Here is a 24,044-nt window from a genome sequence, read left to right on the forward strand (position 1 = left end):
GCTAAAAATATTTTATTATGTTATTTTGGCTGCCCCTATATTTTTTACTCTGTCAGAAAGAATGAAAATTTTGACAAATCATAAAAAATATGTAAATATAGAAATTGAAAAGTGGCAAAAATATTTACAAAATCTTGATGATAAACTTGAGATTTATGAGAATTATTTAAAAAGCATTTCTGAAAAATAAAAGGATTATAAATATATAAAAATTAAGGAGTAAATATGCTTACAGATACAAATATAACTTGGGGATTTGTCTTGTTATCCCCTTTTATAATTCCAATATTAATTTTATTAACTTTCTGGTTTTTTGTTTCAAAACGAAAATTTAATTTTCTTATTGCATTTACAATTTTGTCATTATTATTTGTTATGTATCTCCGTTTCCCTTATGATACTGTTAATCGTAACAGCGAACTTGAAATATCAAAAAATTTTTTGATAAAAAGAACTTTGAGTTTGGATTCAGAACATGAAGTTTATAAACTTGTAGATAAGACAAAGCCTGAAGATATAACTTTGTATTTAGATGGATTATCTAAAATTAATAATAATTGGATTGGCTATATTGAGGAAACAGATTCTTATGAAGGAAAATACGGTATCAAACCGGAAACATATTTTTTGATTAACGGTAATAAGATTGAGTATAACTTAGATGAGAAAACTTTAGAAAAAAGATTAGGTTTAAAAGAAATAAAATTACAGGATGCTGAGTACTTTGTTGATAAATTTGGAAGTAAAAAAGAAATTTTGTATCAATATCAATTAGATAAAACAGGAGATTTAGATGAAAATATTTCTTTAAATTCGGAATTAAGTAAGAAATTGGAAACAAAGTATAAAAAAGATAGGGCATTTTATTTGAAATTTTGGAGCGGAATGTTATTTTTAGAAATTATTTATTTGATTTTGAAAAATAGAAAAAAAGGGGAAAAAACACAAAAACTTCATATTTAAAACATAATTTTGACACAATTAAATGGTACTATGTATTTGTTCAAGAGGAGTACAAAAAAATACAAAAGTAGGTATAAAAAATAGTACCAAAAGATATGGAGGAAATAATTATGAGAAAAATTAGTAAAAAAGGAATTATGGGAATGGCTTTATTAGCATCATTATCAGTATTTGCAGGAACTACAACATTGAAAGGAAATAAAAATCAGATGTCGGTTCAAAATGAGCAATGTCCACCGCCAAAAGATGCGAATGGAAATCCAATGAAACCAGATGAAACAAAAATGAAAGCAGAATTTGAAAAAAGGGAAAAGAGAATCGAAGAGCTGAAGCAAAAGTTAAAGTCAGGAAACTTGTCATCAAGTGAAAGAGGAGAGCTGGTAGATATTTTAGATAAAATTGGGAAAAGGGGGCCTAGAAGACCAGAAGGAAATCCACCTAAAGATGAAATTCAAAAGTAAATTAAAATGATTGTTTAGAAGGTTGTTTATTTAAAAAAGGGGAGGTTAAAACAGGTAAAAAATTCAATAGCTGATATGATTAATAATAATAAAGTTTTTTTGTAGAGTTTTTAAAAGTTAAATTATGGATAAATATGCTTATACAGTAGAAGAGGAATCTCAGGGTAAGCATATTTTTTTGTTTATTAGCTATATTTTGATAAGACTTTAATATAGAAAAAATTATACTTATATGATAAAATACGATTGATTTTAAGTTTGCTAAGTTGTAAAGAAAAAGTGGCAATGTTATTTCTTTTAACTTGAATAAGTTTAAAGGACTTTATTAATTATAGCTTAAAAGCTATGACTATTTTATTTAGTTTTATATGATTTTAATAGTTTAATTTTGGATAGATTTGAATATAATATAGTAATTTTGATAAATTTTATTAATGATAAAGAACAAAAGATGAAAAGGAGAACTTGAAAAAATGAAAAATTATAAAGAGTTAGAAAAAATATTATTTTTAATGGATGGAAAAAGTTATTCAGCATATAAATCCCTAAAGGGAGAATATAAATTTCCAAAGTATGTTCTTGCAATTGACCACGTCCAATCAGATCCTTATGCTCCGCCTTCAAGAATGCGAATTATAATGGATAGAAAAATTTCAGGAATTCCTTACGAACTAACTGATATAAAGGACAAAAGTATTGCAGTTTCAGATTTTCTTACAAGAAATTTTTACAAGGAAATTCAGAAAAATGGAAATGATAGTTCAGGAACTGGAGGAAGCGGAAGGATTTTTATTGACAAATGTGGGCAAGAAATTTTGGAAAGAACGTCGGTTTTGATAAAGGAAGATAAAATCGAAGTTAGATTTGAAATGGGAATGCCAGCAAGAGGTAGACGAATAATGGGAAAGGCTGCACAAAAAATTATTTTTGAACAGTTACCTAAAATTGTTGAAAAATCTATTATCTACGATAATTTGAATAAAAAATCCTTAAAAGAGCAAATAGTTTTAGTATTAGACCAAGAATACATAAGAAAAGTACTGAAAGAAAAAGAATTAGTTGCATTTGTAGCTAATGATTCAATACTTCCACGTGAAAACGGAATTTCAGATAAACCAATGAAAAATGCAGTCAAATTCAAAAGTCCAGAAAAATTTGAAATTACGTTAAATCTTCCAAGTGGAAAAGAAGTATCTGGAATGGGGATTCCAAAAGGAATTACTCTAATTGTAGGTGGAGGTTATCACGGAAAATCAACTTTATTAGCAGCTCTCGAACGAGGAATTTACAATCATATTGCTCAAGATGGACGTGAATTCATAATTTCTGAAACAGATGCAGTAAAAATACGTGCGGAAGATGGAAGAAATGTAGAAAAAGTAAATATCAGTGGATTTATCAACAATTTGCCAGGAAATAAAGATACCAGAACTTTTTCAACTGAAAATGCAAGTGGAAGCACTTCACAAGCAGCAAATGTAGCCGAAGCGCTAGAATATGGAACATCTTTACTTTTAATAGATGAAGACACTTCTGCCACAAATTTCATGATTCGTGATGGAAGAATGCAAAAACTTGTGGTAAAGGAGAAAGAGCCGATAACACCGTTTATTGACAGGGTAAAGGAACTTTATGACAATTTTGGAATTTCTACGATATTGATTGTCGGTGGTTCTGGAGATTATTTTGATGTGGCAAATCATGTTATAATGATGGATGAGTATGTACCAAAAGATGTAACAGAAAAGGCAAAGGAAATTGCAAAATCAGATGAAAATAAGCGAGAATTTTCTTCAAATGATAAATTTCAAGGAATTACACAGCGAATTCCACTCAAAAAAAGTTTTTCGCAATCTGGAAAACTAGATAAAACAAAAGCTAAAGGGAAATACAGCATTCTATATGGAAAGGAATTAATCGACATTTCAGGGCTGGAGCAGCTTGTGGATGACAGCCAAACAAACTGCATTGCTGTGATGATTGATTATTTTAAAAATAAAGTACTGGATGAAAAATTGACACTTTCGCAAGCAACTGACAGGATTTATGAAAAGATTGAAAAGGACGGGCTTGATTCGATTTCTTCATACACAGGGCATCCAGGAAATTTGGCATTGCCTAGAAAGCAGGAATTTTGTGCGGCAGTGAATAGATATAGAAAATTGAAAATAAAATAGTAATTAAATTTGAAATAAAAAAATATTGTAAAGGAAGTGGTTGGTATGAAAACTAAAGTATTGGTGTTTGTAGGTTTGTTTTTGGTGAGTGTGTTGGGAATTTCTAGTGAATTACCCTTTCCAACTATTCCAATTATTTCGTATTCGTTAAATGCGAAAGTATTTGATTATGGGCAGAATATTGTTTCCATTGAGATTGATACAAAAGGGCAAGGGAAAAATATTCAAAATAAACAAATTGATAAAGATACATTTAAAGTTTTTGCTAAAGGAACTTTGCCAAAAGATGCTGGAATTGTGCTAGATGATAAGACTAAATCATTGGGGACATTTGAAGTTGAGAGGGAAATTGAGAATATTTATGTGAATGACAAGGGAAATATTGTTATTAATTTGAAATATGGAAAAGATGTGGTTGGAGCAAATACTTTGAGTTATGTTACAGGGGATGTTTCTCGAAATGTATTGATGGATTTAGAGTATAGAGTGGATCAAAAAAAGAAAATAAAGAATTATAAAACAGGATTTCATATACAAGGGAAAATTGTTGATGAGGAAGCTGATAAGTTTGTAGCGGCGAAGTCTAAAAGTGGGGTAAATTATCAATATTTTAAACCTGTTAATAAAGATGATGGGAAGAAACATCCGCTTATAATCTGGTTTCATGGGAATGGTGAAGGCGGATACAAGGATTATCGGAATAATGTTTCACAAAAATTGGCAAATCGTGGGGCAGTAGCTTTTGCGGAAGATAAGACACAAAAGATATTTGGCGGGGCTTATGTTGTGGCACCGCAGGCTGATGACACTTGGTATAACAATTATAGTAAAGGATACATAAAATCAGTAAAGGCTATGATTGATGAATTTGCTTCTGAAAATAATATTGATAAAAATAGAATTTATATTTTTGGAGCTTCTGCTGGTGGATATATGTCATTTAGAATGATGATTGAATATCCAGATTATTTTGCGGCATTTAGTACAAGTGCAGCTGCTCTTGATAAAGCGGCTACTTCTGGCGGAGTTGCAACTACTGCACAGGATTTGATGAAAATAAGAAATAAACCGCTTTGGATGGTTCACGCACAAAATGATCCGACTATTTCCTACGAAAATACAAGTAAAAGAGTTTATGACGTTCTTTCAAAATATGGTGCAATACTTTCCTCTTATCCAAATGTAAAAATTGGTGAAAATGAGTACAATGGACACTGGAGCTGGATTTACAGCCTTAGAAATATGCCTGTGAATGATAAAGGTGAGCATTTATTTGAATGGATGGCAAGACAGAATTTGAAAACTAGATATTATTAGTTTAAAATGAAAACAGAAAAAAGGCTTGCTTATAATAGTAAATTTTAAGTTTAGTTTTTTTTATTTATAATTGAACTATTAAAAATCATATAAACTTAAGGTTTGAATAAAATAACTATAGTTTTTGCCAGCTTAGTTTTAAATCAGTTGGAACATAAGGTAAATTCTTTTAGAAAAATTTTGAAAAAAAATAAAAATATATTGAAAAAATACTTTCTAAATGATATAATTTTATAATGTGAGTTGCTATAAAAAAACTATTAAATTAGATAAGAATTTGGAGAAGTTTTATGAATAAAAGTGAAGTATTTCAAAGGTTTTTTAACAAGGAGAAGATATTAGATTTTGAAATAAAAAATGTTTCTATCAATTCAAAGGAAGTTGAAAGAAATGATGTCTTCGTTGCGATTAGAGGTGGTAATAATTTTGTTAATGAAGCATTGGAAAAAGGAGCTGTTGCTGTTTATGACAGCAAGGATGTAAAAATTGATGAAAAATATGCTGATTGTGCATTTTTTGTAGAGGATAGTATTGAATTTTTGCAAAATTTTGCTAGAGAATGGCGAAAAAATTTAGATATAAAAGTAATTGGAATTACGGGAAGTAATGGTAAGACGACTGTAAAGGATATGATTTACCATTTGTTATCACAGAAATATAAGGGAAAAAAGACTGAAGGGAATTACAATAATCATATTGGACTGCCCTTCACTTTGTTGCGTGCTGAAAAAGATGATGAATTTATCATTCTGGAAATGGGAATGAGCGGCTTTGGAGAAATTGATTTGCTGGGACAAATTGCATTGCCTGATATTAATGTAATTACAAATATTGGAGAATCACATCTGGAATTTTTGAAAACAAAGGAAAATGTATTTTTGGCAAAAACAGAGATTATTCCTTATATTAAAAGCATACTTGTAATTAATGGCGATGATGAATATTTAAAGAATGTAAAGGCTGAAAATATTGAAGTTGTGAGAGCATTGAATTTAGAAAATAATAATTTTAGAGATAAAACGTCTGATTTTTATTATGGAGATATTCATTTTGACGAAAGTGGAACTAAATTTTTTCTAAAATATTTTGGAAAAATTTGTCAAAGTACAGTTGAGAGAAATTACAAGACGAATGTTTTGGGAGAACATAATGTATTAAACTTAGTTATGGCGATTGCTGTGGTTAAGCAATTTGGGATGGAAGATAAAATAATTGGTGAAGCGGTAAAAAATATTAGCTTGACTGGAATGAGATTTCAAATAATTAAAAATGGCAATACGACCTATATCAATGATGCCTATAATGCAAGTCCAATGTCTATGAAAAAATCACTTGAAACATTTTCTCAAATATATAACGACAAGTTAAAAATTGTGGTTTTGGGAGATATGCTGGAATTGGGAGAAAATGAATTAGAGCTTCATAGCCACATTTTTGATACAATAAAAAATACAAAATTTGATAAACTTTATTTATTTGGAAAAAGAATGAAAAGTCTATTTCAAACAATAAATAAAAATTTGGACAATGGGAATTTAGAAAATAATGAAGATTTGAAAAATAAAGAATTTGAATATTTTGATGAAAAGGAAAAAATTAAAGAAAAGATAAGAAATATTTCTGAAGAAAAGGTAGTGCTGTTAAAAGCGTCACGTGGAATGAAACTGGAAGAAATTATGGAAAAATAAAGAAAGGAGAAGAGTTTTTTATTATTGTTATGATTTATCTAAAGATGGATTATTAATAAAAAAAATTCTATAAAATAATGTTATATTTACTGCAAGAGTTATTTATAAATAACTGGAGAGTTTTACGTATTTTTAAATCAATAATGTTGAGAGCATCTGTGGCATTTATGATTGCATTTTTATTTATGCTAATTTTAGGAAAACCATTTATTGCTTGGCTAAAAAAGAAAAAATATGGAGATACAGCAAGAGAAGAGGGACCTAAATCGCATTTTGACAAATCTGGAACACCTACAATGGGAGGACTTTTAATAATTGGAGCAATCTTATTTGCAACTGCCATTGCTGGAAACTTTACAAATAAATTTATCGTATTTTTATTTATAATTACAATTTTATTTACAACGATAGGATTTTACGATGATTACTTAAAATTAACAAGACATAAAAATGGTCTATCTGGAAAGAAAAAAATATTTGGTCAAATGATAATTACAGCATTGACATTTTGGTTTGTTTATAAACACGGACTTGTTAATAAAACAATTGATTTTTCGATAATTAATCCAATAATAAAAAATTCTTATTTTTACATAACACCTATTTTATTTTTTGTATTTACAGCTTTTGTAATAATTGGGTCTTCAAATGCTGTAAATTTAACAGATGGATTAGATGGACTTGTAAGTGGGCCTACTATTGTAGTAAGTATTACGCTTTTAATCATAACTTATTTGACTGGAAATGTAAAATATGCAAAATATTTAAATCTTTATTATGTTCCGCAAGCAGCTGAAATAATAGTTTATCTTGCAGCGGTAATAGGGGCATTAATCGGTTTTTTATGGTATAATTTTTATCCAGCGCAAGTATTTATGGGAGATACAGGATCTTTGACATTGGGAGGAATTTTAGGAATTGTAGTTATTTTTATAAAACAGGAACTATTACTTCCAATTGCAGGATTTATATTTATTATGGAAGCATTATCAGTTATGATTCAAGTCTGGCACTTTAAAACTTTTGGAAAAAGAGTATTTAAAATGGCACCAATTCATCATCACTTTGAATTATTAGGATTGCCTGAAACAAAAGTTACAATAAGATTCTGGATTGTTTCAATAATGACATGCTTATTAACATTTGTAATTTTAAAATTAAGATAAATAAAGCAGGGGATTTTCCCCTGCAATCTAATTTTAAATTTTTAAAATTATGTTTTTATTTATTATTTCATAAAAAGTGAAATTGTAAATAAGAATATAATAAATTTATTCTGGGATTTGAAATTTGGAAATATAGAAATATAGAAAGAATAGAGAGGAAGAAATCACATGGATAAAAAAGGGATTGTATTTGGTGCTGGGTTAAGTGGACTTGGTGCGAAGGAATTACTGGAAAAAAATGGATATGAAGTGTATTTGATAGATGATAAGGTTGCAATGCCGTCAGAAGAAGGAATTAGACTTTTAAATGAAGAAGAAATTGAGTTTGTTGTGAAAAGTCCTGGTATTCCTTGGAAGGCTGAGCTTTTGAAGGTTGCAAAGAAAAAAAATGTTAAAATAATTTCAGAAATAGACTTGGCTTATAAATATGTGGATAAAAATATAAAAATTATTTCGTTTACTGGAACAAATGGGAAAACTACCACATCTACTAAAATGGCAGAACTTTTAAATTTTGCTGGATTTCGTGCCAGACTTGCTGGAAATGCTGGATTTTCATTTGCAAAGCTGGTGGCTGATGAAGAAGATTTAGATTATATCGTATTGGAACTTAGTAGCTATCAATTGGAAAATAATCCGCAAATTCACTCAAATATTGCTGGAATAATTAATTTGACTCCAGATCATCTGACACGATATAATTCGGTGGAAGATTATTATATTACAAAGTTTGCCATTTTTGATAAACAGGCTGAAAATGATTTTGCATTGATTAATTTAGATGATGAAGTTTTTGATGGATTATATAAAAGAAGCGAAATAAATAAAAGAGTGAAAGCTAAAAAAGTGTACTTAAGTACACAAACAAAAGGAACAGTTTTTGTTTATGAAAATAATATTCGTATAATGAAGGACTTAGATAGTCGGATTGATAAAATCCAAAATTTTGTTGAAAAAATTGATGAAGTTTCAGAAATTTTAATGAGAACGGATGAACTTTCATTAAAAGGAAAGCATAATTTGGAAAATATGTTATTTTTGATAAGTTCAGCGAAAATATTGAATGTGGAAAATGCCAAATTGGTTGAATTTTTGAAATCGACAACTGCACTGGAGCATAGACTTGAAAACTTTTTTATAAAAGGAAATACAACGTTTATTAATGATTCTAAAGGGACAAATGTGGAATCGACATTAAAGGCTATTGACTCGTTTAATAATACGATTATTATGATTTTAGGTGGAGATGACAAAAAAATTGATAATATGCCTTTGATTAAAAGAGTTAAGGAAAAAGTTGATTTTGTTTATTTGATTGGAGATAATGCTCAAATTTTGATTGATGATATGAAAAAAGTTGGATATAAAAATTATAAAAATTTAGAAACAGTTGAAAATGTATTGAATTATTTGAAAGAAAATGTGGATTTTTCAAAGAATCAGACAGTATTGTTTTCACCTGCAACATCTAGCTTCTGTCAATTTAAGAGCTTTGAGCATAGAGGAAAAGTGTTTAAGGAATTAACAGAAAAAATTATTGGAAAATAGTTTTTCTTTTGGAAAAAATGGAATTTAGGAGAAAAAATTGAACAGAAAAAAAATGTTAGGAACAATATTTATAATAGTAATTTTGACACTTTCAGCATTGAGTATCATAACAATGGCAAGCCTTAGTGCTCCAAAGGCGCAAATGGAACATAAGCCAAGCTATGATTATTTGATGCGACAAATGATATGGTTAACTATTGGATGGTTAGGATTTTTACTTACTGCCAATATTAATTATAAGAAGTACAGAGGAATAACAAAATATTTATATGTTATAGGTGCATTTTTACTTGTGATGGTTTTATTGATAGGAACAACTAGAAATGGTGCAAAACGTTGGATCGACTTTAAATTGGGTATACGTATTCAGCCTTCAGAGTTTGTAAAATTAATATTAATTATAGTTCTTTCAACTCTTACCTATAATCTTAAAACACGAAATAAGATAAGTAAGCATCCCTGGCTATCAAGTGTAGTTATGATGGGGACAACAGGAATTTATATGTTTCTTATTTTCTTTGAAAAATCATTTAGTAATACAGTTCAGATTGCTATAATTGGGATGACGTATTTACTTGTTTCGGAGTTAAAATTTTCGATAATTTCACTTTATGGAATATTTGGAATGATATTGGGCTGGTTTAGTGTAATGAAAGTTGGTTATAGAGCAGGTAGAATAGCTGATTATGCTTCCAAAGAAATGGGCTTTCAGACAACACAGTCGGTAATAGCAATAGCCAATGGTAAATTTTTTGGTAAATTTTATGGAAATGGATTTCAAAAATATGGTTTTTTACCTGAGATACATACTGATTATATTTTTTCAGGATATGCTGAAGAAAATGGATTTTTAGGAGTAATGTTTTTGCTTGGATTATATGCGATATTATTAATTATAATAGGAATTACTCTAAAAAAAATAAAAGATTTGTATGCAAAATACCTTTTGGTTGGAATTTTTATAATAATTGCTACGCAAATAATTGGAAATGTTGCAGTTGCAAGCAAAGTTATACCTTCTACAGGAATTCCGCTTCCAATGATGAGTTATGGGGGAAGTTCTATAGTTGCTATTCTGCTGATGTTAGGTATTGTATACAATATAATAAGATCATTATATAAAAAGGAAATGGGTAAAGAACTGGATAAACTAAATGAAGTTGACTATATGATGTAATAAAGCAAATCAAATAAAATGAGAGGAAAAATAAAGTGATGGAAAAAGTAGTGTTTACTACAGGAGGAACAGGTGGACATATTTATCCTGCCTTGTCAATTGCAAAAAAAGTTAGGGAAAAGGGAATAGATACTTTATTTATTGGGACAAAGCACCGAATGGAAAAGGACATTGTTCCAAATGAAAATTTTAGATTTATAGGACTTGATATATTGCCGCTAAGAAGTATAAAATCTGTATTTAAAATGATGATGGCAACTGTAAGTACAATAAAATTACTAAAAAAAGAAAAGCCTACAAAAATAATAGCATTTGGAAATTACATAACAATACCAGTATTAATAGCAGCTAATGTACTACGGATACCATATTATCTTCAGGAACAGAATCACACAATGGGTCAAGCAAATAAATGGTTTTACAAAGGGGCAAAAAAAGTATTTGTCGCTTTTGAGAATACGCTTGAAGGTATTAAAGAAAAATATAAAGACAAGTTTGTGGTAACTGGAAATCCATTGAGAGAAGAGTTCTATAAAAAAGATAAATCTGAAGAAAGAAAAAAACTAAATATAAAAGATGATGAAAAAGTAATTCTTGTAATTGGTGGAAGTCTGGGAGCAAAAAATATAAACGAAGCTATTTTGAAAAAATGGAAAGTGATATTAAATGATGAAAAAATAAGACTATTCTGGGCAACTGGAAAAGATAATTACAAGGCATCAACTTATAGAATAAGAAATTTTGGAACAGCGGTAGTTGAACCATATTTTGAAAATGTACCAGAATTAATGGCAGCTTCTGATATTGTAATTTGCCGTGCCGGAGCTTCGACTATTTCTGAACTTATTCAGTTGGAAAAGCCATCAATATTGATTCCATATGACTTTGTTGGACAAAAGGAAAATGCAGATGTACTGGAATATGCAAATGGTGCAAAAATATTTACAAACGAAACTGCAGAAGAGGCGATAGATGAAGCCTTATCAATAGTGGGACAAGCGTCAATGCTGGAATTTATGAGTGAAAATGTAAAAACTTTGAAAAAAGGAAATTCAGCAGAAATAATAGTAAATGAAATGGGACTTTAAACAAAAAATACAGAAATAAAACATGAAAAAGAAGATTTGGAGGAAATTATGTTAACAAAAGTGAATAATGTATATTTTAGCGGAATAAATGGAATAGGAATGAGTGGGCTTGCAAAAATTTTAGCAGCTGATGGATTTAATGTGGCAGGTTCAGATTTAGAAAGAAAAGCTGTAACTAAAGATATGGAAGACATGGGAATAAAGGTTTATATCGGACAAGTTGAAGAAAATGTAAAAGATAAAGGGATAGATCTGTTTGTATATTCAACAGCAATAAAAGAAACAAATCCTGAATATAAATATATTGTTGACAACAATATAAAAAAAGTAAAAAGAGGACAACTCCTTGCAGAAATAATGAATAGATTTGATGGAATCGCTGTGGCAGGAACTCATGGTAAAACTACAACAAGTTCTATGATGAGTGTTGCTTTGTTGGAAAAAGAACCATTTATTGTTGTAGGAGGAATAATTCCTGAAATTCAAAGTAACAGTAGAATCGGAAATTCAGAATATTTTATTGCTGAAGCCGATGAAAGTGATAATTCATTTTTATATATAAAACCCAAATATTCTGTTGTAACAAATGTGGAAGCTGATCATTTAGATCATCACGGAACATTTGAAAATATAAAAAAATCATTTGAACAGTTTATTGATAGTACAGAAAGAATTGCAGTTCTTTGTAAAGATACCGTTGAAAAAGTTGGACTTCATTTAAAAAATAAAAATATAGTATGGTATAGCATAAAAGACGAGACTGCCGATATTTATGCTAAAAATATAAGAGTAGAAAATGGAGTAACAAGTTTTGAAGTTGTGAAAAAAGGTGAAGATTTGGGTACATTTAGCTTGAGCATTCCTGGAACTCACAATGTTGCAAATTCACTTCCAGTAATTTATTTTGCTCATGAATTTAATTGTAATATGAAAAAAGTAAAAGAAAGAATCTTAAAATTTAAAGGGGCAAAAAGAAGATATCAAGTTATTTATGATAATAATTTAAGAATAATTGATGATTATGCACATCATCCAACAGAAGTAAAAGTTACAATAAATGCAGCACATAAGACTGAAAAGGGAAAAGTAATTGTAATTTTCCAACCACACCGATACAGCCGTACAAAATTTTTCTTTGATGATTTTGTAAAATCATTAAAAGAAGCTGATGACTTAATTTTGCTTCCAATATATGCAGCAAGTGAAGATAATACTTATGGGGTATCTTCAGAACTGCTTGCTCAAAAAATTGGAGGAAATGTTAGAGTACAAACTCAAGAAGAGATTGAAGATATTATAAAAAATGATAGAAATAGTGGAAACACTTATGTATTTATGGGAGCTGGAAGTGTATCAAGAGTAGCTCATGAAATTGCAGATGACTTAAAAAAAATGGAAAAATAGAAATATAAAAAATCCAAAGAGGGAGAGAGTAAAGTAAAAAATGGAAATAATAAAAAATGCCAAAATGAAAGAATATTCAAATATGAAAGTTGGCGGAACTGCAAAAGAGCTTATTTTCATAGATGATAAAAATGAATTAAAAGAAATTTTACAAACTAGAAATAACATTTTTCTTTTGGGAAATGGTACAAATACTCTTATTAACGATGGAAATTTAAATATAAGTTTTCTGTCATTGAAGAGATTAAAGAGTATAACAGTTGAGAAAAAAATTCAAAATGAAAAAAGAGAAAAGAGTTATGATTTTGTAAGAGTAGAAGCTGGACTGGACTTGGATGATTTGATAGAATTTATGGAAAAGAATGATTATTCAGGCCTGGAAAATATTACTGGGATTCCAGGATCAGTCGGTGGACTTGTAAATATGAATGGTGGAGCTTATGGAACAGAGATTTTTGACTGTATTGAAGAAGTTGAAGTCTGCAAAAATGATGGAGAAATTGTAAAAATAAAAACAGCAGATTTAAATTTTAAGTATAGAACTACTGAAATAAAAGAAAATAAATGGATTGTTATTTCTGCTCTTTTCAAATTTGGATTTGGATTTGATAAGATTGCTTCTGAGGATAAAAGAGAACAAAGAAAGATAAAACATCCGTTAGATTTACCAAATTTGGGAAGTACGTTCAAAAATCCAGAAGGGAAATTTGCAGCAAGACTAATTTCTGATGCTGATTTAAAGGGATATAGAGTTGGAGATGCAGCAGTTTCCACAAAGCATCCAAATTTTATAACAAATTTGGGAAATGCAACTTTTAATGATGTTATTTCAGTTATTGAGCATGTAAAAGAAGTTGTTTTTGAAAAATTTGGAATCAAATTAGAAACAGAAATTATAATTTTAAAAGGTTAATAAAAGAATTTATAATAAAGAATTTTAAATAAAAATTATCTTTTTAAGATTAATTTTAAAGCAGTTTTACTATTAAATTTAAATAAATTCATTTAATATATTGAATAAAATTGAAAAAAAGTGTATAATATAGAAAAAACGGAGCTTAAAAATGAAAAAGTCGATAAAAGTATTGATTTTATTGTTTTTATTGGCAGGAATAATGTTTTTTAGCAAAATGTTTATTGATACAGATTATTTTAAAGTTCAGGAAGTTATAATAGAAGGTCAAACTAAGTTGTTAAGGCAAGATGTTATAGCCCAGCTTGAACAGATGAAAGGTAAAAATATCGTATATTTAAATACAAATGAGATTGAAAATCTTATAAAAAAAGATATAAGAATAAGAAAAGTATCAATAAAAAAACTTTTTCCAAGTAAAATTCAAGTTTTTATAGAAGAAAGAGAGCCTTATGTATATATAAAAAAAGGGAACGAAACATTTTTAGCAGATAAAGATTTAAATATATATGGTGATATTTTGGAAGAACCGGCAAAAAATATTCCTGTAATAGATTATACAGATGATGAAAGTCTAAATGCAATGAAGACAATACTTTCTAAAATAAAAAACAAAGAGTTTTATGCTATGATTTCAGAAATAAGACAATCTGAAAAAAATTACGAAATACTTCTTACTAATAATGTAAAAATAATAACAGAAACAACAGTAACAGAAACAAGATATGATTATGCATATAATTTATACAAAAGATTAAAAAAAGAACATCCGATAACTTCAATGGATTTAAGATTTAAAGAAGTTGTTGTAAAATGATATTTTACGTGAAATTAAGAGAAAGGAGAAGCTACTTTAAAAGTTATTAAATTATTTAATCTTAAGTAGTAGCAAAGAAAAATGGATAACTTTAGCAATACAGCAAAACTGAAAGTAGTAGGAGTAGGTGGAGCTGGTGGAAACGCAATAAACGATATGATAGAGAGTAACATAACAACTGTTGATTTTATAGCAATAAATACAGATCAGCAAGATTTAGATAGATCAAAGGCATCTATAAAAGTACTTTTAGGAAAAGGGATGGGAGCTGGTGCAGATCCTGAAAAAGGGAGAATCGCTGCAAAAGAATCAGAAGAAAAAATAAAAGAAGTTTTAGAAGGTACAGATATGTTATTCATAACCGCTGGAATGGGTGGTGGAACTGGAACGGGAGCTTCTCCAATTATTGCCGAAGTGGCAAAAGCAATGGGAATTTTAACTGTAGCTATTGTAACTAAACCTTTTAGTTTTGAAGGGCCATTAAAGAAAAATAATGCTGCACTTGGAATTGATAATTTAAGAGAAAATGTAGATACTTTGATTGCTATCCCAAATGATAGATTGTTTGAAATACCTGGAATGAATATTTCTTTAATGAATGCATTTAAAGAAGCAAATGGAGTTTTAAAAATGGGAATAAAAGGTATTTCTGACCTGATTACAAAACAAGGAATTGTAAATCTGGATTTTGCAGATATAAAATCTATTATGCAAAACTCTGGAATTGCAATGTTAGGATTTGGGGAGGCAAATGGCGACGAAAAAGCTAAGAGTGCAACAGCTCAGGCATTAAATAGTCCGCTATTAGAAAAATCTATCGAAGGTGCAAGAAAGATATTAATAAATGTTACAGCTGGTCCAGATATTGGATTACAGGAAATACAAGAAGTGGCTCAAACAATCTCAGAAAAAGCTGGACATGATAAAGCTAATTTATTATGGGGTTATATTATGGAACCTGAATTAGAAGGAACAATAAGTGTATCATTAGTGGCAACAGACTTTGAGGAAGAATCTTTTTCAGATAATGCAAGATCTTCACAAACAATAAGATTTGCACCGTCAGAAGAAAAAGAAGAAGAAAAAATTAATGAAGAAGACAGTGAAAGTACTGATTATCAAAGTGAAGAGAATAATTATGAAGATGAAGAAGAAAAAATAGAAAATTCAAGTGATTTTGTATTGCCACCATTTTTTGAAGAATAATTAAATACAAAAGTCTAATATTGTTAAAGTAAATTACTGTATTATCAAAAGAATCAAATAAATTTTGAAAATAACTTGATTTTATTAGGCTTTTTTGTTATAATTATATAACCTGCTCTATTTTAGAAGTAGGGCTAAAAAGCCATAGGAAAGGAGAAAAAAATGAGAAATTATGAAATTATGTTTATTTTATCTACACAATTAACAGAAGAAGAAAAACAAGCTGGAGTTGCATTTGTAGAAGAAACATTAAAAACTGCTGGATCAGCTGAAGTTAAAACAGAAATTTGGGGAGATAGAAAATTAGCTTACCCAATTAAGAAAAAAGAAAATGGATATTACGTTTTAACAACATTTCAAGCAGATGGAACTAAATTTACTGAAATTGAATCAAAATTAAACATTAACGAGTCAATTTTAAAATATATGATTGTTAAAAATGACTAATTCAAAATTATTTGATTACTTAAATATAAATTTGAGGTTTTTTTATATAAATAAATTTAAAAATTAGGGGGAAATATTATGAATGTAGTAATATTAATTGGAAGAATGACAAGAGATCCTGAGTTAAAATACTCTTCAGGAGGTAAAGCATACGCTAACTTTACATTAGCTGTGCAAAAAACAAAAGATGATGCAGAATTTATTGATTGTATTGCCTGGGAAAAGACAGCAGAAACTATTGCCGAATATTTTAGAAAAGGTAGAAAAATTCTTGTACAAGGACGTTTGAACGTAAGCAGTTATGAACAAAACGGTGAAAAAAGAAAATCTACAAAAGTTGTTGTAAATAGTTTTGAATTTGTTGATAGTTCAGGAAATAGTAATAATAATAATAATGGATACCAGCAAAACCAGTCTTATAATGGAAATAATGGAAATAACAGCAATAATAATTCGGCTCATAATAATACATTTGAAAATGATGATGACACGGAAGATGATGAAGGATTTCCATTTTAACAACTAAACAAGTTTTAATTTGGAAAATGCTAAAATTATGGTATTTTAGCGTAAATAATATATTCTAAATAAATAAAGAAGGAGAAATGCTACAATTTAGTGAAGCAGAATATATTATGTGTACCGAGGGCTAGTCGGGAATTTACGGCTGTGGAGAACAAAATAGCTAGTAGACTTTAGTATGTTCATTGAAGCAGCAATATTCTGGTGTATTAAATATATTTTAATACATTTTTAGTAGCAGGTGTAAATTAATGAGAGCTAAACCAGTTACAGAATTTAAAAGAAGAAAAAGACGACCAAAAGTTAAATTTAAAGTAGAAGATATCAATTATAAAAATGTTGAATTATTAAAAAACTTTATGAATGATAAAGGTAAAATCTCTCCAGCGAGAGTAACAGGATTGGAAGCTAAAGTTCAAAGAAAAATTGCAAAAGCAATTAAAAGAGCTAGACAAATAGCTTTAATGCCTTATACAAGAATTGAAAAATAACAATAAGTTTTTCTTTTAGTTAAAAATTAAGACTATTTAAAAATGAGTATTAGCTTGTTTATAAATAGTCTTTTTTTTTGAAAAAATATGGAAAAATTAAGAATAATATTGTATAATGTATCAAATATACTTGATTTCTTTAATATTTAACAAAAAATAAAACAAAGTTTTTTTAGTTTGATTTTGAGGAGATTTTGTACTATTGCTCATTTAAATAGTGGATTAATTATAAATTTTTTTATCAAGGAGATAAAAATTTAAAATATATAATTTTTATTTTTTAAATGAGATTTAGTATTTTGTATAAAAAAAATAGGTGGTAATAAAAATGTTGAATAAAAAAATGAATATATTTTTGCTTTTTTTATTTATTTTTATGATAGGTTATGATAAAAAAGGAAGTGAGAAGAAAGAGGAAAAAAAGAATCCTGAAAATATACAAAATAAAACTGCACAGGAAAACATTTTTTCAAATAATTCAATAGAAAAGATAATCGAAACTTTTTCAAAAAAATCTAAAGACAATAAAATAAGTATTGGAAATTTTGAAAAATTAACTTATGAAAATAGAAATTATTATTATGCCAAAATACATTCAAGAGGAGATGCAATTTATGCACTTGATTATAGTGGAATAAGTGCAACTAGTATATTTCTTAAAGTTAATAATGTAAATGGAGCTAATTTAGGAATTATTGAAAATATGGTTGTAAATTTGATACAAGTTTCTGATAAAAATATCAAAGATTCAGAGGCTAGAGCAATTTATACAAAAATTTTATCAAGTTTAGGAGAGAAAGAGTTGACAAGCTTTTTAACCTATACAAATGGTATAATTTATGGAATAAGAATAGATTCTGCAACAGGAGAGCTTATATTTTTTGCTAGAGATTCAGAAGATGAAAAGGCAGTAACTAGTATTCATAATTTGAATTTTATCAATAAAAGTAAAACGAATGAAGAAACATTAGTAAAATTAGAAAAGAACAAATAATTAAAAAAAATGGAGGAAAAATGAATTTAGAGGCATTATTAGGACTTTTACAAGGACAAGATTTAGGGAAATTAGCCGAGCAAGTTGGAGGAAGCAGCACAGAAGCGAGAAATGGAGTAGCAGCAGCTCTACCAGCAATTTTGGCAGCAGTTAATAAAAATGCAAATAATAGCGAAAAAGCACAAGGATTGAATAAAGCGTTGGAACAGCACGATGGCTCAGTATTAAATAATCTTGGAAGTTATTTACAAAACCCTGATTTAAAGGATGGAGCAGGAATTTTGAACCATTTATTTGGTGGAAATACACAAAATGTGGCAAATGCTGTTTCTCAGTCGAGTGGTTTGGATACGCAAGGAAGTTTGAAGATGTTAGAAACTTTGGCACCATTGGTTTTGGGAGCGTTAGGACAACAGAAAAAAGAAAATAATTTAGATGCACAAGGAATTAGTAATTTAACTTCAAATCTTGCAGCGAATTTTGCTGGAGAAGGTGGAATTATGAGTATGATTACAAATTTATTAGATGCGAATAAAGATGGAAATGTAATGGATGATTTGACTGGAATGATTGGTAAATTATTTGGTGGTAATAAATAATTAAATTATAAAATAAATATGCAGTTAGGCAAAGAGGTTATTCAGTTTTGAATTAGTCATCTTTGTCTATTTTTTTAGATTGTCGATTGAGGCGACAGGAGAAATTGGAGGGAAATATGGATAGAGAACGTTCGATAGAAAATACAAAAAAATATGCAATATTAGAAGTTATGTTCTTTAATGGATATTCGGTAGGAATGCAGAGCTTTGTACTGTTAAGTCTGGCGATTTATTTTAATATGAGTTCTTTTTTTATCTCAATTGTGTCGTCTTTACCGACAGCTGGATATCTATTACAAATATTTACAAGCAAAGTAAATAATATTCTTGGGAGCAGAAAAAAGACAATGGTAATAGCAGCAACCCTTTCAAGATTGGTGATATGCGTGATGCCTTTTGCTATACTTTTTGATGTGAGAAAACAGGGAGTATATTTTATGGTAATGTTTATTTATGCTATTGTTTCGCCATTTTCAAATAATGTGTGGACAGCAGTAATGACAACAATTATTAATAAAAAAGAGAGAGGAAGATATTTTGGGGTTCGTAATTTATTTTCTTCGTTATCTACCGTAGTTTATACTTTATTTTATGGATATGTTTTATCAATGCCTAATAGAAAAATTGCAATGCTATTTTTGACAACAACAATGTCGCTTTCAGCAATAGGTTCAGCAATATTTATGTGTCTTCATTATGTTCCTGATTTAGGAGATGATGCTAAAAAAGTAAGTATAAAAATGGCATTCAAGAATAAGAATTTTGTTGATTATTTAAGATTTGCTTCTGTGTGGCTTTTTACATGGGAATTTTTGAAACCAATGACAGAATACTATAGAATTAAAATACTTGGTGTAAATACAATGTTTATTTCACAAATGGGAGTTTTAACAGCAATCTTGTCAAGCGTACTTTATTTGGTGTATGGAAAATTTTCTGATAAATACGGGAATAAAACGATGTTGCGAATGGGAATATTTTTTACAACATATTATGTCCTTACATATTTTTCGATGACTCAAGATAACAAAATGTCAATGCTTTTTGCAGCTGCGGTAATTGATGCGATTGGATTTACAGCAATAACACTAAGTTTATTAAATTTGATGATGGAAGTTTCTGGAGAGCCTGCTGATGCTTATGTGGGAGCTTATGCGATGGTTTCCGGGCTTTCAGCAATAGCAGCTGGAATATTTGGTGGAATTTTAGGAAAATTTATCAATAACGGCGTAATTTATATTTTTGGAGAACAATTTTACACTATAAGATTTGCTTTTGTTATCGGATTTGTCTTGAGATTATTTTCATTGTTGGAATTGACAAGAGTTTATTCATTTGAAAAAACATTTGTGTACGCTAGAAAAAGTGGAAAGATGAAAAGTATGTTCTCAAAAATAATGTTTTCGGGATCTAGATATGTTCTTAATTCTAGTAAATCTAGAGATGAGTGGAGTGATGAGAAAGAAGTTGAGAATGAGAAGGAATAATGAAGAAATTTCATTTGAAATTTTTTGATTATTATTGGAGGATTTTATGAGAGAAATAACAATTATTTATATAATTGCGATTACAGTTTTACTGATTTACTGCTTTTGGACAGTAAAATTTTGGGGTAAAAATTTTTTCAAAAAAGATATGCTACCAAAATTAAAAGTTCCGAAAAGTATTTCTGCAATGGGAGTTGGAATTTTGAATAATTCTGGTACGGAAAAAAATTTTCATATTGGGATATTTTCTTTGGTTGAGAAAAATTTTATAATTGCGAAAAGAGAAAAACTTTTTGAAAATATGGATTTTCAATCAGATATTTTGTATAAGAAAAATTTGGAAAAATCTAAAAGTAATTATTATAGACAAGATGAGCTTTTTGCAGAAGAGCGATGGGTTTTAGATAGCTTGGCGGATTCTGAAAAGGGGATTTTGAGTGATTATCAAAGTTCTGGGAATAGAGAGAAATTGCCGAAAATGGATGAAAAAAATATTGATAGAAGAAAAGAGATTTTTAGAGAAGTCTTGCAAGTGTTAATAACTTTTTTAGTAGCTTTTTTGATAAATGTAATTTTAAAGGGTTCTTCATCGAGTAGTTCAAGCGGCAATTATTCGAGTAGTTCATATAATCAAAAATCTTTAGATCCTTTTTTTGAAAAAATGTTTGAGATTTATAAAAGGACGAAGAAAAAGTTTTTAGGTTCATTTTGGTCGCCTGAAAAATTGGAAGAATTTATAATTTACAAGAAAAATTCAGGATTTTATATTTTTTATTTTGGAGTTATTTTAGCTTCAATTATAATGACAAGTAAAGATGTAAAATTTGGAAGTGGAGAAGGGAATTTTGGACTTATAGTTTTAGCTGCAATAATCGTTTTTTTCTTGGAAAGTCTTTGGCTAAGAATGTCATTTTTACCGATATTTTCTAAGTATATCCCAAAAATAGTAAAAATTTTTATTGCATTGGTATTTTTATTTTCGTTGTATAGTTTTATGTTGCCAAATATTGCATTCATATTTGAACTAAGATTTTATATTTTAATTCCATTGACATTTGTAATTTTATTTTTTATTTACAAGAAATTAATCGTGCGATATACTGAAAATGGACTTTTGGCCATGAATGAAATTGAATCATTCAGAAAATACATTTTAAATTTTGAAAAATTGGAAGTTCCCACTTTTTCAAGTGAAGATGAATTAATCGAAAATTTTCAGCAAATGTATATTTATGCTTTTGCTTTGGGAATTGAAAAAAGATTTTTGAAATTTTTGGATGTTACTTTGGAGAAAAATAATTTTGCTGGGAGAAAAGAATTTATTTATAAAAAACTTTTGATTTCGACTGTTTTTTGTGATAAAAAATTGTTGGGGGAATTGAAAGTTAATATTATGGGAAGATGATTTTTAAGGAAAGAAATTTTATGAAAAAATTTAAAGATTTGATAATGAGAAAATAATTTTAAAAGAAATAGATAAAATGACGGGAATTTTTATTTCTAAATCGGAAATATTAGTTGAAGATGTTTCATTTTTGTTTGTGAGAAATTGTAGAGTTTTGAGAGTAGTAGAGTAAAACTATGGCTTTGTTTGATATGGAAAAAAAAGAGAACTGATTTGATTGGTTCTCTTTCATTTTTATCTATTATTTTGAAAATTTTTGGATAAAATTTTTCATATTCGTGATGTCATTGTATTATAAAAATCAGTAAAATAAAATATTTTAAAATAAAAATTTTTACTATAATTCCAAAATCATAAATCCAATAAAAAATCAATAATTCGTTTTCGCAGAATTCCATTTATATTATATTCATCTAAATTATCCATAGAAAGAACATATTTTGGATAGTTGTCTTCAATGTTTTTTAATGGAGAAAATTCTCTCTCAATGGTGTTTTCTGAGGCTAAAAGATAAGTTGCTTGAATATATAATTTTTTATCTTCTTTTTGTGCAATGAAATCAATTTCTTTTGTTTTTAATTTTCCAATATTTACATTGTATTTTCTTCTTAATAGTTCTAAATAGATGATGTTTTCAAGATGACCAGCGATGTCGTTTGCTTTGTAGCCTAATTGAGAATGTTTTAAACCTAAGTCAAGAAGATAAAATTTTTCTTGTGTTTCTAAAATGGATTTTACTTTTATGTCATATCTTTGAACTTTTGAAATAATATACGCATTTTCAAGTGCTTTTAAATGATTGTAAACAGTTTCAACACTTAATTTTCTACCTTGGCTTTTCAAAAAATCTGAAATTTTTTTGGCAGAAAAAATATTTCCAATATTGTCAAAAATATATAAAATTATTCGTTCTAAAAGTTCAATATCCCTTATATTATTTCTTGCAACAACATCTTTTAGCAAGACAGAATTATAAATATCAGTCAAATACTGATAAATAGAAGTTTTATCTTGATTAAAATTGTGGATAGCAGGTAAACCTCCAAATTGCAAATATTTTTCAAAATATTCTTCATTGCTGTAAATTTTTTCTGGATTTTGAATTTTGGAAAAATCTATAAATTCTTTAAAAGATAAAGGAAAAACCTTTATTTCAACATATCTTCCTGCAATGTAGGTAGCCAATTCCGAAGATAATAAATTAGCATTTGAACCAGTGATATAAATATCACAATCTAAGTCAACTAGCAATGAATTTATCACTTTTTCCCAAGAGACAACTTCTTGAATTTCATCGAGTAAAATATAAATTTTACCAGTTAAATTTTTTGATTTTTCAATAATATAACTATATAATTTTTGAAAATTTGCAAATTCGGCAAACATTAAAGACTCAAAATTAATAAAAATAATATTCTCTTTATTAATTCCCTTTTCTTCGAGTTCTTTAGATATTAATTTTAAAATCATAGATTTCCCACTTCTACGCATACCAGTAATAACTTTTATTATAGGTTTATCCATAAATTTCCTAATTTCTTTTAAATATTGCTCTCTTTTTATCATTTTATCACCACCTATATTAATATATACAAGAAATTATATACTAAATTAAAAAGTTTTTCAACTTATACTAGAAAAACTTTTAAAAATAATATATTTTTTGCTTATATACTAGAAAAAATAAATAAAAATTTCTGATAAAATAAAAAAAGAGGCATAAAACCTCTTTTTGTTTTTAAATAAAAGTATAATAAAAATATTTAATAGTAAATTTCATTTTTTATAAATAAAAATTTATAAAGCTGTAATAAAAGTTAAAAATCCTAATATCACTCCAGCTAAATTTGGAACGATAAGAATAAAATCTTTTTTAGGTTCTTTAGTCCATCCGTAAATAACCCAAATTAGACAAGAAATCGAAGCCGTAAGAGGTTGCCAAGGCTGAGCTTTTTCTCCTCCTAAATTAGCAATAATTTGAGGAATATAGGTTATAAACACAAAAACTCCAATAAATGCTCCAATTGAACCAACAACCGTGTTAATTTTCTTTTTGTTCATAAAATTACCTCCTTTTTAAAAAGTACATATATAAATTATATCAAAGTTTAATATTATTGTCAAATTTAAAAGAAAAATTTCTTTAATGAGAAATTCCCAAACATTGTAAACAA

22 protein-coding genes and 1 pseudogene are annotated in these 24,044 nt (G+C 28.1%); 21 read left to right on the forward strand and 2 right to left on the reverse strand.

Annotated elements, in window-relative coordinates; genetic code table 11:
• The 21 genes and pseudogenes from ACO409_RS06140 to ACO409_RS06240 form a co-directional block, all read left to right on the forward strand.
• Positions 1-190, forward strand: a pseudogene (locus tag ACO409_RS06140) (hypothetical protein); the annotation flags it as partial.
• Positions 191-225: 35 nt separating this feature from the next.
• The gene (locus ACO409_RS06145) at positions 226-963 is read left to right on the forward strand and encodes an endonuclease (RefSeq protein ID WP_485555799.1); all 738 of its coding nucleotides are present in this window, start codon (positions 226-228) and stop codon (positions 961-963) included.
• Positions 964-1,073: 110 nt separating this feature from the next.
• The gene (locus ACO409_RS06150) at positions 1,074-1,424 is read left to right on the forward strand and encodes a hypothetical protein (protein ID WP_485555801.1); all 351 of its coding nucleotides are present in this window, start codon (positions 1,074-1,076) and stop codon (positions 1,422-1,424) included.
• Between the two features lie 473 nt (positions 1,425-1,897).
• The gene (locus ACO409_RS06155) at positions 1,898-3,601 is read left to right on the forward strand and encodes an ABC-ATPase domain-containing protein (RefSeq protein WP_485555802.1); all 1,704 of its coding nucleotides are present in this window, start codon (positions 1,898-1,900) and stop codon (positions 3,599-3,601) included.
• Positions 3,602-3,646: 45 nt separating this feature from the next.
• A complete protein-coding gene (locus ACO409_RS06160) occupies positions 3,647-4,918 on the forward strand; it encodes a prolyl oligopeptidase family serine peptidase (RefSeq protein ID WP_485555804.1) in 1,272 nt (423 codons plus the stop codon).
• A gap of 290 nt (positions 4,919-5,208) precedes the next feature.
• A complete protein-coding gene (locus ACO409_RS06165; RefSeq protein ID WP_485555806.1) occupies positions 5,209-6,606 on the forward strand; it encodes a UDP-N-acetylmuramoyl-tripeptide--D-alanyl-D-alanine ligase in 1,398 nt (465 codons plus the stop codon).
• Positions 6,607-6,683: 77 nt separating this feature from the next.
• Positions 6,684-7,772 (forward strand): phospho-N-acetylmuramoyl-pentapeptide-transferase, encoded by a 1,089-nt coding sequence (gene mraY, locus ACO409_RS06170; RefSeq protein ID WP_485555808.1) that lies wholly within the window; start codon positions 6,684-6,686, stop codon positions 7,770-7,772.
• A gap of 168 nt (positions 7,773-7,940) precedes the next feature.
• Positions 7,941-9,320 (forward strand): UDP-N-acetylmuramoyl-L-alanine--D-glutamate ligase, encoded by a 1,380-nt coding sequence (gene murD, locus ACO409_RS06175; RefSeq protein ID WP_485555810.1) that lies wholly within the window; start codon positions 7,941-7,943, stop codon positions 9,318-9,320.
• A 37-nt stretch (positions 9,321-9,357) separates the two neighbouring features.
• Complete coding sequence (locus ACO409_RS06180; RefSeq protein ID WP_485555812.1) at positions 9,358-10,497, forward strand: FtsW/RodA/SpoVE family cell cycle protein; 1,140 nt, start codon at positions 9,358-9,360, stop codon at positions 10,495-10,497.
• 38 nt (positions 10,498-10,535) lie between these two features.
• Positions 10,536-11,585 (forward strand): undecaprenyldiphospho-muramoylpentapeptide beta-N-acetylglucosaminyltransferase, encoded by a 1,050-nt coding sequence (gene murG / locus ACO409_RS06185; protein ID WP_485555814.1) that lies wholly within the window; start codon positions 10,536-10,538, stop codon positions 11,583-11,585.
• A gap of 48 nt (positions 11,586-11,633) precedes the next feature.
• Entirely contained in the window at positions 11,634-12,989 is a 1,356-nt protein-coding gene (gene murC / locus ACO409_RS06190) for a UDP-N-acetylmuramate--L-alanine ligase (RefSeq protein ID WP_485555816.1), read from the forward strand.
• A 40-nt stretch (positions 12,990-13,029) separates the two neighbouring features.
• Positions 13,030-13,902, forward strand: coding sequence for a UDP-N-acetylmuramate dehydrogenase (murB, locus tag ACO409_RS06195; protein ID WP_485555818.1), 873 nt, complete (start codon positions 13,030-13,032; stop codon positions 13,900-13,902).
• A gap of 151 nt (positions 13,903-14,053) precedes the next feature.
• Positions 14,054-14,719, forward strand: a complete 666-nt coding sequence (locus ACO409_RS06200; RefSeq protein WP_485555820.1) for a cell division protein FtsQ/DivIB — start codon at positions 14,054-14,056, stop codon at positions 14,717-14,719.
• Positions 14,720-14,800: 81 nt separating this feature from the next.
• The gene (gene ftsZ / locus ACO409_RS06205) at positions 14,801-15,925 is read left to right on the forward strand and encodes a cell division protein FtsZ (RefSeq protein ID WP_485555822.1); all 1,125 of its coding nucleotides are present in this window, start codon (positions 14,801-14,803) and stop codon (positions 15,923-15,925) included.
• A 162-nt stretch (positions 15,926-16,087) separates the two neighbouring features.
• Entirely contained in the window at positions 16,088-16,372 is a 285-nt protein-coding gene (rpsF, locus tag ACO409_RS06210; RefSeq protein ID WP_485555824.1) for a 30S ribosomal protein S6, read from the forward strand.
• Between the two features lie 78 nt (positions 16,373-16,450).
• Complete coding sequence (locus tag ACO409_RS06215; RefSeq protein WP_485555826.1) at positions 16,451-16,891, forward strand: single-stranded DNA-binding protein; 441 nt, start codon at positions 16,451-16,453, stop codon at positions 16,889-16,891.
• A gap of 254 nt (positions 16,892-17,145) precedes the next feature.
• The gene (gene rpsR / locus ACO409_RS06220; RefSeq protein ID WP_018498449.1) at positions 17,146-17,385 is read left to right on the forward strand and encodes a 30S ribosomal protein S18; all 240 of its coding nucleotides are present in this window, start codon (positions 17,146-17,148) and stop codon (positions 17,383-17,385) included.
• 328 nt (positions 17,386-17,713) lie between these two features.
• Complete coding sequence (locus ACO409_RS06225; protein WP_485555828.1) at positions 17,714-18,379, forward strand: lipoprotein; 666 nt, start codon at positions 17,714-17,716, stop codon at positions 18,377-18,379.
• 20 nt (positions 18,380-18,399) lie between these two features.
• The gene (locus ACO409_RS06230; RefSeq protein ID WP_485555830.1) at positions 18,400-18,978 is read left to right on the forward strand and encodes a DUF937 domain-containing protein; all 579 of its coding nucleotides are present in this window, start codon (positions 18,400-18,402) and stop codon (positions 18,976-18,978) included.
• Positions 18,979-19,094: 116 nt separating this feature from the next.
• Positions 19,095-20,465 (forward strand): MFS transporter, encoded by a 1,371-nt coding sequence (locus ACO409_RS06235; protein WP_485555832.1) that lies wholly within the window; start codon positions 19,095-19,097, stop codon positions 20,463-20,465.
• Between the two features lie 46 nt (positions 20,466-20,511).
• Entirely contained in the window at positions 20,512-21,870 is a 1,359-nt protein-coding gene (locus ACO409_RS06240; RefSeq protein ID WP_485555834.1) for a DUF2207 family protein, read from the forward strand.
• Positions 21,871-22,221: 351 nt separating this feature from the next.
• Here ACO409_RS06240 and ACO409_RS06245 read toward each other — a convergent pair whose 3' ends face one another.
• Together ACO409_RS06245 and ACO409_RS06250 are read right to left on the reverse strand one after the other, a co-directional pair.
• A complete protein-coding gene (locus tag ACO409_RS06245) occupies positions 22,222-23,436 on the reverse strand; it encodes an ATP-binding protein (RefSeq protein WP_485555836.1) in 1,215 nt (404 codons plus the stop codon).
• 231 nt (positions 23,437-23,667) lie between these two features.
• On the reverse strand, positions 23,668-23,931 hold the full coding sequence (locus ACO409_RS06250; RefSeq protein ID WP_146962156.1) for a SemiSWEET family transporter: 264 nt from the start codon (positions 23,929-23,931) through the stop codon (positions 23,668-23,670).
• Positions 23,932-24,044: the final 113 nt, after the last annotated feature.

It is taken from the genome of Leptotrichia sp. (assembly GCF_057270615.1).